General features: G+C 33.6%; 11 protein-coding genes. 6 read left to right on the top strand and 5 right to left on the bottom strand.

What is annotated here, in order from left to right:
• Positions 1 to 53: 53 nt before the first annotated feature.
• The 3 genes from ASF10_RS05640 to ASF10_RS05630 all read left to right on the top strand — a co-directional run bounded on the left by ASF10_RS05640 (position 54) and on the right by ASF10_RS05630 (position 4,631).
• The gene (locus ASF10_RS05640; protein WP_056246528.1) at positions 54 to 1,781 is read left to right on the top strand and encodes a phospho-sugar mutase; all 1,728 of its coding nucleotides are present in this window, start codon (positions 54 to 56) and stop codon (positions 1,779 to 1,781) included.
• A gap of 193 nt (positions 1,782 to 1,974) precedes the next feature.
• The gene (locus ASF10_RS05635; protein WP_056246526.1) at positions 1,975 to 3,804 is read left to right on the top strand and encodes an ABC transporter ATP-binding protein; all 1,830 of its coding nucleotides are present in this window, start codon (positions 1,975 to 1,977) and stop codon (positions 3,802 to 3,804) included.
• A 125-nt stretch (positions 3,805 to 3,929) separates the two neighbouring features.
• A complete protein-coding gene (locus ASF10_RS05630; protein ID WP_056246522.1) occupies positions 3,930 to 4,631 on the top strand; it encodes a DUF2971 domain-containing protein in 702 nt (233 codons plus the stop codon).
• Positions 4,632 to 5,102: 471 nt separating this feature from the next.
• Here the strand turns inward: ASF10_RS05630 and ASF10_RS05625 are convergent, their stop codons facing one another.
• From ASF10_RS05625 to ASF10_RS05615, 3 genes are all read right to left on the bottom strand, one after another.
• The gene (locus ASF10_RS05625) at positions 5,103 to 5,825 is read right to left on the bottom strand and encodes a hypothetical protein (protein ID WP_056246520.1); all 723 of its coding nucleotides are present in this window, start codon (positions 5,823 to 5,825) and stop codon (positions 5,103 to 5,105) included.
• A gap of 131 nt (positions 5,826 to 5,956) precedes the next feature.
• Entirely contained in the window at positions 5,957 to 8,416 is a 2,460-nt protein-coding gene (locus ASF10_RS05620; protein ID WP_056246518.1) for a carboxypeptidase-like regulatory domain-containing protein, read from the bottom strand.
• Positions 8,417 to 8,427: 11 nt separating this feature from the next.
• Positions 8,428 to 10,122 (bottom strand): M23 family metallopeptidase, encoded by a 1,695-nt coding sequence (locus ASF10_RS05615; RefSeq protein WP_056246775.1) that lies wholly within the window; start codon positions 10,120 to 10,122, stop codon positions 8,428 to 8,430.
• Between the two features lie 179 nt (positions 10,123 to 10,301).
• On the opposite strand from ASF10_RS05615, the gene ASF10_RS05610 reads away from it, so the two are divergent.
• The 3 genes from ASF10_RS05610 (at position 10,302) to rny (ending at position 12,664) form a co-directional block, all read left to right on the top strand.
• Positions 10,302 to 10,592, top strand: a complete 291-nt coding sequence (locus tag ASF10_RS05610; RefSeq protein WP_056246514.1) for a hypothetical protein — start codon at positions 10,302 to 10,304, stop codon at positions 10,590 to 10,592.
• Positions 10,593 to 10,598: 6 nt separating this feature from the next.
• A complete protein-coding gene (locus tag ASF10_RS05605) occupies positions 10,599 to 10,892 on the top strand; it encodes a cell division protein ZapA (protein WP_056246511.1) in 294 nt (97 codons plus the stop codon).
• 209 nt (positions 10,893 to 11,101) lie between these two features.
• Positions 11,102 to 12,664 (top strand): ribonuclease Y, encoded by a 1,563-nt coding sequence (gene rny / locus ASF10_RS05600; RefSeq protein WP_055091880.1) that lies wholly within the window; start codon positions 11,102 to 11,104, stop codon positions 12,662 to 12,664.
• A 75-nt stretch (positions 12,665 to 12,739) separates the two neighbouring features.
• Here rny and ASF10_RS05595 read toward each other — a convergent pair whose 3' ends face one another.
• Both ASF10_RS05595 and xerD read right to left on the bottom strand, forming a co-directional pair.
• Complete coding sequence (locus tag ASF10_RS05595) at positions 12,740 to 14,260, bottom strand: sensor histidine kinase (RefSeq protein WP_056246508.1); 1,521 nt, start codon at positions 14,258 to 14,260, stop codon at positions 12,740 to 12,742.
• 163 nt (positions 14,261 to 14,423) lie between these two features.
• A complete protein-coding gene (gene xerD, locus ASF10_RS05590) occupies positions 14,424 to 15,320 on the bottom strand; it encodes a site-specific tyrosine recombinase XerD (RefSeq protein ID WP_056246505.1) in 897 nt (298 codons plus the stop codon).
• Between the last annotated feature and the right edge of the window lie 21 nt (positions 15,321 to 15,341).

The raw sequence follows: 15,341 nt of genomic DNA, 5'->3' as shown, positions 1-15,341 counted from the left end.
GGAAATAGCTCCTGAAAATTATTACTATTTAAATATAAAAAAATATACGAATGATGAATATAGCACCTAATATTTTGAATGCTGTAAACGAATGGCTGACCCCTACATTTGACAACGATACACAAGCTGCGGTGAAGGAATTAATGACTACGTCGCCAAAAGAACTTGAGGAAAGTTTTTATAAAAATCTTGAATTTGGAACTGGCGGAATGCGCGGTGTTATGGGCGTTGGAAACAACAGAATCAACAAATATACACTTGGAAAAAACACACAGGGATTATCTGATTATTTGCATGAAGTTTTCCCTAATCAACCTTTAAAAGTTGTTATTGCTTATGATTGTCGTCATAACAGTAACACTCTGGCTAAAGTGGTTGCGGATGTTTTCTCTGCAAACGGAATTCATGTTTATTTGTTTTCTGATTTACGCCCGACGCCTGAATTGTCTTTTGCTCTTAAGCATTTAGGCTGCCAATGCGGGATTGTACTTACGGCTTCTCACAATCCACCGGAATATAACGGATATAAAGTGTATTGGGAAGATGGCGGACAAATTGTTCCTCCACAAGATGCTGCAATTATAAATGTAATTGAAAATTTAAGCTACGATAAGATTAAATTCAATGCAAACGAAAGTCTGATTGAATATATCGATACTGAAATTGACAAGGCTTTTGTAAAATCATCGATCGAAAACGCAAGTTTTAATACTCCGGCTGAAGCCAAAGATAATTTACATATTGTTTTTACTTCGCTTCACGGAACTTCTATAAAATCTGTGCCTGATACTTTATCTCAGGCAGGATACAAAAATGTTCATATCGTTCCGGAACAAGCGGTTCCGGACGGAGATTTTCCAACGGTAAAATCTCCAAATCCTGAAGAACCTGAGGCATTAACTATGGCTCTGGCTCTGGCAGACAAAACAAACTCTGATATTGTTGTAGGAACAGATCCTGATTGCGACCGTCTTGGTGTTGCAGTTAGAAACAACGATGGTAAAATGATTTTGCTTAACGGAAATCAGACCATGATTTTGATGACTTCTTTCTTATTGAAACAATGGAAAAAGGCAGGTAAAATCAACGGAAAACAATTCGTAGGTTCTACAATTGTTTCGACGCCTATGATGATGGAATTAGCCACAAGTTATGGCGTAGAATGCAAAGTGGGTTTGACTGGTTTTAAATGGATTGCCAAAATGATCAAAGATTTCCCGGAACTCGAATTTATTGGAGGTGGTGAAGAAAGCTTTGGTTTTATGGTTGGTGACGCCGTGAGAGATAAAGATGCTGTTGCAGCAACTTTATTAATCTGCGAAGTTGCAGCTCAGGCAAAAGCAGCGGGAAGCAGTGTTTACAAAGAACTTTTACAGCTTTATGTTGAAAACGGTTTCTACAAAGAATACTTGGTTTCGTTAACCAAAAAAGGAATGGAAGGTTTGCAGGAAATTAATCAGATGATGATTGATTTACGTCAAAATCCTTTGAAAGAAATTAGCGGACAAAGAGTAATAATGGTTGAAGATTATCAATCATCGATTGCTTTGAATTTATTGAGCGGTGAAGAATCTACTATGGATATCCCAAAATCTAACGTATTGATTTATTATACTGAAGATGGTTCTAAAATTTGTGCAAGACCAAGCGGAACTGAACCTAAAATTAAATTCTACATTAGTGTAAATGCAGAATTAGATTCGGTTACTAATTTTGATGCTGCTGAAAGTTTCTTAGACGAAAAAATTCAAAATATCATTGCAGGAATGCAATTGAAGTAATAAATAATGAGTGACAGAAAATATTAACCTCTACAATTGTGCACACACTGTGTGCACAATTAGGTTAAGACTAAAACTAAACCATTATTGCGCATGAGTTTTAGATTCACAATAATTCAGTAATCTGAAAAAATTATTGCTAGAAAAACTCGAAAGAGCCATTGCTATAGCAGAAAATAACATCTACAAATAAATGAGTAATTTCAAAAAAATAGTTCCTTTTATATATCCGTATAAAAAATATGCATTTTTAAACATCTTTTTTAATGTTTTATATGCACTTTTTAGTACACTTTCTTTCATGGCATTGATTCCTATGCTTCAGGTTTTATTTGATAAAACGAAGAAAAATTATGTTATGCCAACTTACGAAGGACTTACTCACGTAAAAGAATACGGAGAAAACTATCTAAGTTATTACATTACAACACATACAGACGCTAATAATCCCGGTTATGTACTTTCGATAATGGTTGCATTAATCATTTCGATATTTTTATTAAAAAACTTAGCAGATTATTTAGCTATGTTTTTTATCAATTTTTTACGAAATGGTGTTTTAAGGGACATGCGAAATGCACTCTATAAAAAAACACTGGAATTGCCTCTTGCTTTTTATTCTGAAAAAAGAAAGGGAGATGTTATTTCAAGAATTTCTGCTGATGTAAATGAGGTTCAGACTTCTTTTCTGGCAATTTTAGAACTTATTGTAAAAGAACCTTTGACTATTATTTTTACAATAGCCGCCATGTTAATTATTAGCGCTAAACTTACTTTGTTTGTATTTATTTTTATTCCTGTTTCCGGATATATTATCTCATTAATTGGAAAACAATTAAAAAAACAATCCAGCAAAGCACAACAGGAACAAGGTAGTTTTTTATCAACTATCGAAGAAACAATTGGCGGATTGAAAGTGGTAAAAGGTTATAATTCTGAAAATTATTTCAACAGTATTTTTCAAAATTCGACAGAACGTTTTTTCAGATTATCAAACAGTATCGGGAATCGCCAGAACTTAGCTTCGCCTGCAAGTGAGTTTATGGGAATCACTGTAATCGCAATATTACTTTGGTACGGTGGTCAGATGGTTTTGATCGAAAAAACGCTTGACGGACCTTCATTTATTGCCTACATGGGCTTAGCATATAACATTCTGACTCCTGCAAAAGCAATCTCTAAGGCTTCTTACGGAGTAAAAAGAGGAAATGCTGCTGCTGAACGTGTTCTTGAAATCCTGGAACAGGAAAATACCATTACATCGAAAGAAAATGCAATCGAAAAAACAACTTTCGATGATACTATTACAGTTCAAAACATTAACTTTAAATACGAAGACGAAACGGTTTTAAAAGACTTTTCGCTTCAAATTAAAAAAGGCCAGACTGTTGCTCTGGTTGGACAATCCGGAAGCGGAAAAAGTACAATTGCCAACTTATTGACTCGTTTTTATGATGTAAACGACGGAACAATTTCTATTGATAACGTGAACATTAAAGATATGAACCTGCAATCGCTTCGCGGTTTGATGGGATTAGTAACTCAGGACAGCATTTTATTTAATGATACTATTAAAGCTAATATTGCGTTAGGAAAATTGGATGCTACAGATGATGAAATTATCGAGGCACTGAAAATCGCAAATGCTTTTGAATTCGTAAAAGAATTGCCTTTAGGAATCTATACAAACATTGGTGACAGCGGAAACAAACTTTCAGGCGGTCAAAAACAACGTTTATCGATTGCTCGTGCGGTATTGAAGAATCCTCCTATTATGATTCTGGATGAAGCCACATCAGCATTGGATACGGAAAGCGAAAAATTTGTTCAGGTTGCTCTTGAAAATATGATGCAAAACAGGACTTCGATTGTTATCGCTCACCGACTTTCGACTATCCAGAAAGCTGACAAAATAGTTGTAATGCAAAAAGGAAAAATCGTTGAACAAGGCACACATGATGAATTGATTGCACAAAACGGAACCTACAATAAATTGGTTACTATGCAATCATTTGAATCGTAGATAAAAGAATATACTTTTAGCCACAGATTATACAGATTAACACAGATTCTTTTTTTAACGAAATAAATCATTTAATCTTTATAATCTGTGGCTTCTTTTTTTAATAAATCTTAAAACACAAAGAAATGTATCTCAACAATCCGAACATAAAACTTCCTGATGATCCAGATACAGTTGTTTGGAAATATCTGGACTTGTCTAAATTTCTGGATTTATTATTGTCTAAAAAATTATTCATGTCCCGATCTGATAAATTCGAAGATCAATATGAAGGTACATTTAGCGAACCTACTTTTGAAGAGATCAAAAAACTTGCGATTGACAATCCTGACTTTTTAAATTACTACAAAACCCATCGCGAACAAGTTGCTATAAGCAGCTGGCATATAAACGAATATGAATCGTTTGCAATGTGGCAGATATTTACACAAAATAGCGAAGGACTGGCGATTCAGTCTACTATTGGCAGGTTGCAAAAAGCATTAAATCCAGAGAATAATTTTGATCAGTATATTGGCGAAGTCAATTATATCGATTATAAAAAAGAATACATTCCGTTTGATGATTTGTTTTTTCCGTTTTTGTTTAAACGAAAAAGTTTTCAATACGAACGCGAAGTTCGTATTATTACAGATACTTCAAAAAGTAATCTAAAACTGAATGACGGTTTAAAAATCAACGTTGATCTTAAACAATTAATTGAGAAGATATACATTCATCCTAAATCTGAAAACTGGTATAAAAAACTGGTAATCGAATTAGTAGAACGTTTAGGATTTGGTTTTGAAATCGAAAAATCTGATCTGGAAAGCGATATATTGATATAAAGGTGCTAAGGTGCTCAGATACTAAGGTTCTAAGTTTTTTCTTGCCAGAGATTCCTGATTTCGTTTAAACTGGGCTAAAGTCCTGCCTTACAATATCGATCGAACCTGACGGTTATTTTTTGTTTATGTAGGAAATGACAAAAAGCGGGCTTTACGTCCAGATTGGAATCGAATATCTTTGCGTAGACGTACTGCGGTGCGTCTCTACGATTAACAATACGGATATTTAAATTGATAAAATTTTACAACCTGCGCCATACAAATCGACAAAGATTTAATGCAGAGACTCACTGCAGTACGTCTAACCAAAGATTGACAAATCACTAATTTCCTTATAGAATTTAGCCAATCTGTGTCAATGTCGTTTGTGATTTTATAAAAAAGAAAAGCCCTTTAAAAATTACTTTTTAAAGGGCTTTTCTTTTGACACTAAAAACCGTAGCAACTTAGTGCCTCAGAATCTTAGAACCTTTAAATAGGTTTATAACTCTTAACTTCCCATTTTTTAGAAGCCAAATCTATGTAGTTATAATGCAAAACGTCGTTTTTATCAAATTGTCCGTTTTGGTTGGTATCTTCGATTGTTCTAAAATACAAACGGCTTTTAGATTCTACTAAACTCCAGTCTACTAATTCCTGAAAATCTTCAGAAATTTTTGTGAAATTTTCTCCGCTAATATTACTTAAATACAATGTTTTAATATCTCCTGAATCAATTTTTCCGTCTTTATTGGTATCTGAATCTGCCAGAGTATATACCATAATTTGGTTTTGAGTTTTGTCTGCAACCGCCTTTAAATAAGTGGCTGTTAAAATCAAAGCCGGTTTGTCTGTCAAAGGGCGAATAGAATCAGAATCTACTTTTTGAAATTTTAGGTTTTGTAAATAACCGGTAATTTCATACTCTCCTAAGTTCGAAATTGTAAAACTCACATCATTCACACTTGATGATCCGTAACGTGATTTAGTTCCTCTCTCAAAAACACGTAAATCTCCTACAGGATGAATTAAATAATTCGTTCCTTCCATCTGAATTGGCAAATCTGCGATTTCAATCTGCGTAGAATCTGTTTTTGATACAACACTTGTTTTGTTTGCAGCATCATAAATTACTTTAGGTTTCTGAACTTCGTCTTTACAACTCACTAATGTACCAACGATTGCCAACGCTATATATGTTAAGGATTTTTTCATGTATGCTAATTATATTAGGATATCAAATATAGTATTTTTGATTGTATTATCTAGTTTTATTGAATTTTACTACGATCTTACTTTCAACGTAAATAATTCTTTTCTTATTGTAAAAAAAACGAAATCAATATTTACAATCTCGCATTCAGCTTTACATTAAAAACTCTTGAAGTCATGTAATTTGGAATTGCGTATTGATTTTTAGAATAAACATCGCGAACCCATGTATTGGTTATCGCATTCTGATTATTGAAAAGATTAAAAATTTCCAGTCCAACAGATAATTCCTTGAAGTTTTTTAACCATTTTGCTTTTGGCACTTTCGTACTGCTATCAACAAAAACTTTAGCAAAACCAACATCTGCACGACGATAATCATTTAATCTGCTTTGATACAAATACGGGTCAGAATATGCCGGAGCACCGCCTGGTAAACCTGTATTGTAAACTAAATTAAGATATAACTTCACACTCGGAATATTTGGCATATAATCCTGAAACAACATCGCAAATTTCAAACGTTGATCTGTTGGTCTGGCGATATATCCTTTGTTCTCATAATTTTCTTCGGTTTTTAGATATCCAAAACTAATCCATGATTCCGTTCCCGGTACAAATTCTCCGTTTAATCTAAAATCAAAACCTTGTGCGTAAGCTGTTGCATTATTATTGGCCACGTAACGAATTCTGACATTATCGATCGAATATACATTTACATCAGAAAGTGATTTATAATATAACTCTGTTACCCATTTAAAAGGACGATTCCACATCTTGAAATTATAATCATTACTCAAAACAATATGTACAGATTCCTGCGCTTTTACATTTGGATTCACGACGCCATCAAGATCACGGAGTTCTCTATAGAAAGGCGGCTGATAATATAATCCGCCTGAAAGTCTGAAAACCATATCCATATCCCAATCCGGTTTTATGGCAAATTGCGCACGCGGACTAAAAACAATTTGATTTTTTCCTTCAACTGCAGCTCCGGAAACATCCCAAATCTGGAAACGTGCTCCCAGATTATACCAAATCTGACTAGATCCTAACTCTGATTTTTTATTGTATTGTGCATATCCGGAAAACCTGTTAATCGTGTTATAATTTGTGGCACGAACATCCTGATACGGCAATAAAGGTCCCGTATATGGTTGGTAAGGCTGATTATTTGACGGTAAAACAACAATTGGAGGATTTATAGAAAAACCCGCAGAATCGATCATCTCCCACTCTACAATTCTGTCACGAATAGATTCTCTGGTATATTTTAAGCCAAATTCTAATTGGCTGTCATTTTTCCATTCTTTAAATCCTTTAATTTCTGCATTTGCTATTAAAGCATCCAGATCATTTCTGGCATGATTAAGCTGTGAACCAATTCCTCTTGTAAAATCAACTTCTGTTGCTTGATCCTCGCCTACATTACCTAAACGATATTGTGCCAAAATATCAAAATGCTCCTCTTCCATTGTATGAAAAAGTGATCCAATAAATTTTAAGGTTAAACTTGACGAAGCTTTATATGTGGTTTTAAAGGCGCCAAAATAAGTATCATACTGATCGCGTTCTTTCCCTTCATAATAAACCGCAAGCGACATGGGCTGATCGATAGTTCCAAATTTTGTTTCGCGCGTTAAAGGCTGATATAAATATTTGTTCTGAGAAATATTCCCTAAAAAACTCACTTGCCATTTATCTGAAATATCATAATTAACATTGGTCTGAATATCCGCAAAAGTAGGCGTATAATTCGTTTGTGTATCCTGACTATTTACAAGCAGACTATTATTTCGATACCGAACTCCGGTAACTGCAGACCATTTTTTATTTTTGGAAACGGCATCTACAGAAACACTCCCGCCCAGTAAACTAGCCTCTAAGGAAGCACCAAACTCTGTTGGTTTTCTATACGTAATATCTAATACAGAAGATAATTTATCACCAAATTTTGCCTGAAATCCTCCAGCCGAAAAATCTACATTCTGAACCAGATCTGTATTCGTAAAACTTAATCCTTCTTGTTGCCCGGAACGAATTAAAAAAGGGCGATACACTTCGACTTCATTTACATAGACAAGATTTTCGTCATAATTTCCGCCACGAACCGCATATTGTGTACTAAGTTCATTGTTTGAATTTACACCGGGCAACGTTTTTAATATATTTTCTATTCCGGCATTTGCCCCGGGAATTTTTTTAATTGTAGCAGCATCAACAGTTGTGATTCCCTGAACGCGTTTTTTATTTCCGGAAGAAACAAAAACCTCTCCCATTTGCTCCTCAGAATTATTCATTACCGGATTAAAAACAAAAACTTCATTTGGTTTTAAACTTACTGTAAGACTCATCATTTTTAATGAAACATGCGTAAAAATCAAAGAAGTTTTTTTCTTTGAGGGAACATCAATTTCATAAAACCCATTAGCATCTGATCGGGCGCTATTGCCCAAAGAAGTAACGTTTACATCAGCAACAGGATGATTTAGATCATCTAAAATAACACCTTTGATATGAGCATTTTGAGCAAATGAAACACAAGTAATGCATAAAAAAAGAAAAACGAATAGTAGCTTATTTTGATTCAACTGTTTTGGTTTTATTTTTGTTGACTTCTAAAAAAATGAGTTTCAAAGATAGCAGAATTACCTACATTATCAACAACTTCTATTTTTAAATCATTTGCTCCTTCGGCAACAATTGAATCATCAAAAGTGTGAGTGATTTTCCTGGTTTTATTTTCATATTCAAACAAAACCCATTTTCCGTTTAAATATCCATTGTAGGATTTAATCCCTGAAGAACTGTCATTAATCGTAAATGAAATTTTCTTCTGGTCGCTTATCCATTTACCTTCAACGGGACTCGTAATTTTTATTGTTGGCGCAATTGTGTCCAAAACCAAACCGTATTGACCTAATATTTTTGACTTGGCGGCAAAAACATCTCCTTTTCTTATTGTACCATTATAACTCGCATTATTACCACTTAATCTTCCAATAAAAAGTTTATCTCTTACTGATTCCGGATAAACACTGTCTTTTATTGTAATGGTAAAATTAGAATGAACCGGAACAGTATCGTCATGAATATAAATGCGATTATTTTTTACATCAAAATTTAAATTGAAATCTTCATAAAAAGTTCCCGCAGGAAAAAATACGGACATATTGTCTTTTTCGAAATTAGAATCTTTATTAAATTTTATAAAATATTTTGAGACTACAGGTTCTGCACTGACAATTGGAGTTGCTGCATCATATTCGATTGGGACCGTAATTGAATTTAAATTCCCGAAATAATCCGAAACTTCAATTCGGTACGTAGAAGCCAGATTTGGCTCGACCGGAATAATTCCGCGAAGCGAATCTGTTTTAACAATGCTTAAAGCAAAAGGCGTTTTCATAAAAAGTTTCTGAACCCGCTGACCTGATTTTTTATATTTAGCATAATCAATGAATGCATTTATATACCTCATTTCATCAAATGAATAGGTATTGAATTGGTAGTTGTAATTTTGATTTCCGTTAAAAAAGGTTGAAACATTAAAAACACCATTTTTATTAAACGAAACATCATCAAAATCCACAGCAGAAATTCCGAAACCAATTTTTCCGTTTGCTTTTACCTTTCCAGCCAAATATGTTCCGTCTTTTTGCAGCGTTAAATTCAACAATAAAGGCTGTTTAGATTGATTAACCGTCGCATTGTCTAACGGATAAACATAAACACTGGAAACGGTTGGTTTTTTAGAATCTTTTATCTCTTTATCAAATCCGAAAAATATCGGATTTATTACAAATTCGGTTTTAGTATCTCTAATTTCAAAATGCAAATGCGGTCCTTCAGACGAACCAGTATTTCCTGAAAGCGCAATTATTTGTCCTTTTGTAACCGAAATTTCAAAAGGTTTTGGAAACATTTCAATTTCATACGACTGCTCTTTATAATGCGTTTTAGTTACATAATCCTGAATTTCGCCTACAGTTGTCTGCAAATGTCCATAAACCGAAGTATATCCGTTTGCATGAGTAATATAAATACATTTACCGTTACCAAATGTTGAAATTTTTATTCTCGAAACATATCCATCAGCAATTGCATGTACGCTTAATCCTTCTCTTTGATTTGTTTTTAAATCGAAACCGGCATGAAAATGATTGGGTCTCAGTTCCCCAAAATTACCGGAAAGCTGCATAGGAATATCCAGTGGCGGACGAAAATCTTCCTTGGGATATTGGGCTTGTGCAAAAATAAAAGGGCAAAAAAACAGGGTGAGTAGTGAGAATTTCATAAGCAACATTTTTGCTAAGATAAAAAAATAAGAAGCCAAAAACGAGGAAAAAGCTACAAAAATACAATTGATTGAATTTCATTTATTTGGTTATTTTTAATGTAAAAAAATCGATAAAAAATTGCATTAATAAAAAGGAATACTAACTTTGTATGATTAAGTAATGAATAGGATTTACAATGAGTGTAATTGCAGAAATAATTGATACTCTTGAATATAAAGTCGAAAAGCTTTTTGAGAAGTCAAAGAGCCTGGAGAAAAACAATCAGGTTTTACGATTAGAACTAACCAAAGCTGCGCAAATCATCCAGAAACAATCTGAAGAAATGGAAGCTTTGAAAAAGCAATATGATACACTTAAGATAGCCAATTCGTTGCTTGGCAGCGACAATAACAAGAGAGAGACAAAGCTTAAAATAAATTCATTAATTCGCGAAATCGATTACTGTATAGCACAACTATCAGACTAGAAAGACATGGACGGAAAGCTTAGAATTAAAATATCAATTGCAGACAGAGTTTACCCGTTAACGGTTGAACCATCTCAGGAAGAAGGACTTAGAAGTGCTTCTAAAAAAATTGATGCTATGATCAAGCAATTCGAAGAAAGTTACGCGGTTCGTGATAAACAAGATGTTCTGGCTATGTGTGCCTTGCAATTTGCATCACAAGTAGAACAAAAACAAATTGACAACGCAATCGATGGCGAAGAAACCATCGAAAGAATTAAAAGATTAAATTCGCTATTAGATCAATATCTCGAAAATTAAACGTTCTTTACAGAAACTAAGATACTGCCTACATTAGTTCACAATTGGTAAACTCAACACTAACAAATTAAAGTGAGTGAATCTTCGCTACTATAGTATGCCCCGATTTTATTGGGGAAACTTGAACAGTGAGTTAGCTCAAAACTTGTCTTTACGAGTTTATTCAAGCAATTAATGTAGGCTTTTTTTATATATAAATTTTAACAAACATGGACATCATAACGATCATTATTTCAGGTATAATAGGGATTGCAGCAGGTTTTGCAATCGCTAAAATTATCGAAAAAAGCAATATTTCTAACTTAATCAAAAATGCAAAAAAAGAAGCTTCTTCCATATTAAAAGACGCCAATTTAGAAGCTGAAAATATTAAAAAAGATAAAATCCTTCAGGCAAAAGAAAAATTCATTGAATTAAAATCAGAGCATGAACAAGTTATTCTTGCAAGAGATAAAAAAGTAGCCGAAGTAGAAAAAAGAGTTCGTGATAAAGAATCTCAAATTTCAAACGAATTATCAAAAGCTAAAAAAGTAAATGATGATTTTGAAGCTAAAACAAACGAATACAATAATAAAATTGAAGTTTTAGATAAAAAACAAGCCGAGGTTGACAAATTACACAAAAGTCAATTGCAACAGCTTGAAGTAATCTCAGGACTATCTGCAGAAGAGGCAAAAGAGCAATTAGTTGAAGGTTTAAAAGCCGAAGCTAAAAGCAAAGCAATGTCTCATATTCAGGATACTATTGAAGAAGCAAAACTTACTGCTCAGCAAGAAGCTAAAAAAATTATTATTAATACAATTCAGAGAGTTGGAACTGAAGAAGCAGTTGAAAATTGCGTTTCAGTTTTTAACATTGAATCTGACGATGTAAAAGGTAGAATTATTGGTCGTGAAGGTCGTAACATCAGAGCGCTTGAAGCTGCAACCGGAGTAGAAATCATTGTTGATGATACACCAGAAGCTATTATCCTTTCTTGTTTTGATCCTGTTCGTAGAGAAATTGCCCGTTTGTCATTGCACAAATTAGTAACTGACGGACGTATTCACCCAGCGAGAATCGAAGAAGTTGTTGCTAAAACAGCCAAACAAATTGACGACGAAATTATCGAAGTTGGTAAACGTACTGTTATCGACTTAGGAATTCACGGTTTACACCCGGAATTGATTAAAGTTGTTGGTAGAATGAAATACCGTTCCTCTTACGGACAAAACTTATTGCAACACTCAAGAGAGGTTTCTAAGCTTTGTGGTATTATGGCTGCTGAACTAGGATTAAATGTAAAACTGGCTAAAAGAGCAGGTTTATTACACGATATTGGTAAAGTTCCGGATACTGAAAGTGATTTACCTCACGCATTATTAGGAATGCAATGGGCAGAGAAATATGGCGAAAAAGAAGAAGTTTGCAACGCAATTGGAGCTCACCACGACGAGATCGAAATGAAATCATTACTTTCTCCTATTGTTCAGGTTTGTGATGCTATTTCTGGTGCAAGACCAGGTGCAAGACGTCAGGTTTTAGATTCTTACATTCAACGTTTAAAAGATCTTGAAGAAGTGGCTTATGGTTTTAGCGGTGTAAAAAATGCATACGCAATTCAGGCTGGTAGAGAACTTCGTGTAATTGTAGAAAGTGAAAAAGTTTCTGATGACAATGCAGCAAACTTATCTTTCGAGATTTCACAAAAAATTCAAACTGAAATGACTTATCCGGGTCAGGTAAAAGTTACTGTAATTAGAGAAACAAGAGCAGTTAATATTGCTAAGTAATTCTCAAACCTCATAAAAACAATAAAGGCTATCTTAAACAAGATAGCCTTTATTCTTTTTATATCATTTATTGTTTTAAACATCATTAAAGATGATTTTAAAGCTCGTCCCTACTCCAACTTCACTTTCTACAGAAATACTTCCTTTCATAGCTTCAATTTGATTTCTGGTAATATACAATCCTATTCCGCGGGCTTCCTGATGCTTATGAAATGTTTTATACATTCCGAACAATAAATCCCCATAAACATCAAGATCAATTCCTAAACCATTATCTGTAATTTTTAAGGATTTAAAACCTTCCGGTTCAATTCCAAAATCAAATACAATAATCGGGTCCCGATCCGGATGCGCATATTTTATGGCATTGGTTGCAAAGTTCAGCAAAACACTTTCCATATAAGCAGGATTAAAATTGACCGTGAGATATTTAGGAACATTATTTATGATTCGAACATTCTTTTGTTTATCAAATCCTTTAATCGTTGAAATTGTTTTATCAATATAATCACACAGCTTTAATGGGATAACAGCAATATTTATATTACTTTGTGTTTTTACAATCTGAGTTAGATTTGTAATGGTATCGTTCAAATCATTAGACACAGTTCTTAAATGCTCTAACATTTCATCGACAGTCTGCTTCTCAACATCTGCATCGATAAAATCCAGAATCGACTTAATATTACCTGCCTGAGTATTTAGATTATGCGAAACGATATGCGAAAAATTAACCAGCCGGCTATTTTGATCGCTGTATAATTTCATGGTTTTTATAAGTTCCAATTCTTTTTCCTTCTGCAAAGAAACATCCGTATGCGTACCAATTACACGCAATGGTTTTCCATTTTCATCTCTCTTGATGACTTTTCCACGATCAAGAATCCACTTATAATTACCACTTGAAGTCATTACCCGATGGTAATTTTCGTAATAAGGAATCTTATTCTCAAAATGCTCCTGAATATCTGAATAGTATTTGGGAAGATCTTCCGGATGAACAATTTTATCCCAACGCTCGGGGTCATCGATTACATCACTTGAATCCAATTCTAAAATCTTTAATGATAATGAAGAATAGAAAACCGTATTGGTTACCATGTCCCAATCCCAAATTCCAGCAGTAGATGCGTCGAGGGCAAACTGAAAGCGTTCTTCGGATATTCGCAGTTTCTCTTCTTTGTCTTTTAGTTCTGTAATATCAGATACGTGTCCGTAAAAACTAACACAACCATCTGCGGATAATTCGGTTTTAGAAGAAACCTTAAACCAGCGCAATCCTTTTTTAGGTAAAATGGCCCTAAACTCTACATGCCAGGGTTTTACTTCTCTTCTGGCTTTTACTAAAGATTCAAAAAAGAAATCCCGATCCTGAGGATGAATTCTCTCAAAAATAATAAGTTTGGGATCAGTAGAAAATATTTCGGCAGTAAGCTCAAAAATTTCATCAGCAGATTTACTGACAAGCGGAAAAGTATAATTATTATCGCAATCGATTACAAACTGAAAAAGTAAATCAGGCATTTCTGCAAACAACTTCTTATAAAAATTATTTACCTCTAAGCAATCCTCATTTCCATATAAATCAAAAACCATATATCACTTATTTTTTTATTTAGATTCAATTATTTAAAATAATATCTCAACAAAAAAAGAATAAAAAAAAGACCTAATTCATGTTTTTTTTATTTCCTGATTAATACAAAATATCACACAATATATTAAATATTCGCTTAAAATGAGATACTTACATTAAAAATTATTTTCGCGGATGAAACGAATGCATCACTTCTTTTAAGAAACTTCTGTCTAAATGTACATAAATTTCAGTCGTGGTTATAGATTCATGTCCCAACATTAATTGAATTGATCGTAAGTCGGCACCATTTTCGAGTAAATGTGTTGCAAAAGAATGACGCAAAGTATGGGGACTTATATTTTTGTGCAAATTAATTTTGACAGCCAAATCCTTTATAATCGTAAAAATCATTGCGCGTGTCAGCTGATTTCCTCTTCGGTTTAAAAACAAAGTATCTTCATGCCCTTTTTTAATATTCAGACTTACCCGAACTTCTTTTTGATAGATCTGAATATATTTTTGAGTCAGTTTTCCAATGGGCACAAAGCGTTCTTTATTTCCTTTTCCGGTAATTTTAATAAACCCTTCATCAAAAAACAAATCAGATATTTTGAGCGTAACTAATTCAGAAACCCGAAGTCCGCAACCGTACAAAGTTTCTAACATCGCTCGATTTCGTTCGCCTTCATTAGAGCTTAAATCAATTGCCGCAATAAGGACATCAATTTCCTGAAGAGACAATGTATCCGGCAATTTACGACCTGTTTTAGGCGTTTCGATTAATTCCAGAGGACTATCATTTCTATAATCTTCAAAAATCAGGTAATTAAAAAAACTTTTTAAACCAGAAATAATTCTCGCTTGTGATCTTGGATTTACTTCTTTTGCAACAGCGTAGATAAAATTCTGCACGGTTTCATCAGTGATTTTTAAAGGCGAAACTTCAATTTTATTTGTTTCCAAAAAAAGACACAATCTCTCGATATCAAAACTGTAGTTTTCGATTGTGTTTTTAGACATTCCCCTTTCGATACGCAAATACGATTGATAATCTTTTATATATCTGTCCCAATTCATACTTACAAAGTAAAACAATTT

This window comes from Flavobacterium sp. Leaf82, from assembly GCF_001422725.1.
In the GTDB taxonomy this organism is placed as follows: domain Bacteria; phylum Bacteroidota; class Bacteroidia; order Flavobacteriales; family Flavobacteriaceae; genus Flavobacterium.
This window is presented reverse-complemented; position numbering and strand designations above follow the sequence as displayed.

Coding starts and splice junctions, on each gene's coding strand:
- ASF10_RS05640 (WP_056246528.1), top strand. CDS start 54: ATGAATATAGCACCTAATATTTTGAATGCTGTAAACGAATGGCTGACC.
- ASF10_RS05635 (WP_056246526.1), top strand. CDS start 1,975: ATGAGTAATTTCAAAAAAATAGTTCCTTTTATATATCCGTATAAAAAA.
- ASF10_RS05630 (WP_056246522.1), top strand. CDS start 3,930: ATGTATCTCAACAATCCGAACATAAAACTTCCTGATGATCCAGATACA.
- ASF10_RS05625 (WP_056246520.1), bottom strand. CDS start 5,825: ATGAAAAAATCCTTAACATATATAGCGTTGGCAATCGTTGGTACATTA.
- ASF10_RS05615 (WP_056246775.1), bottom strand. CDS start 10,122: ATGAAATTCTCACTACTCACCCTGTTTTTTTGCCCTTTTATTTTTGCA.
- ASF10_RS05610 (WP_056246514.1), top strand. CDS start 10,302: ATGAGTGTAATTGCAGAAATAATTGATACTCTTGAATATAAAGTCGAA.
- ASF10_RS05605 (WP_056246511.1), top strand. CDS start 10,599: ATGGACGGAAAGCTTAGAATTAAAATATCAATTGCAGACAGAGTTTAC.
- rny (WP_055091880.1), top strand. CDS start 11,102: ATGGACATCATAACGATCATTATTTCAGGTATAATAGGGATTGCAGCA.
- ASF10_RS05595 (WP_056246508.1), bottom strand. CDS start 14,260: ATGGTTTTTGATTTATATGGAAATGAGGATTGCTTAGAGGTAAATAAT.
- xerD (WP_056246505.1), bottom strand. CDS start 15,320: ATGAATTGGGACAGATATATAAAAGATTATCAATCGTATTTGCGTATC.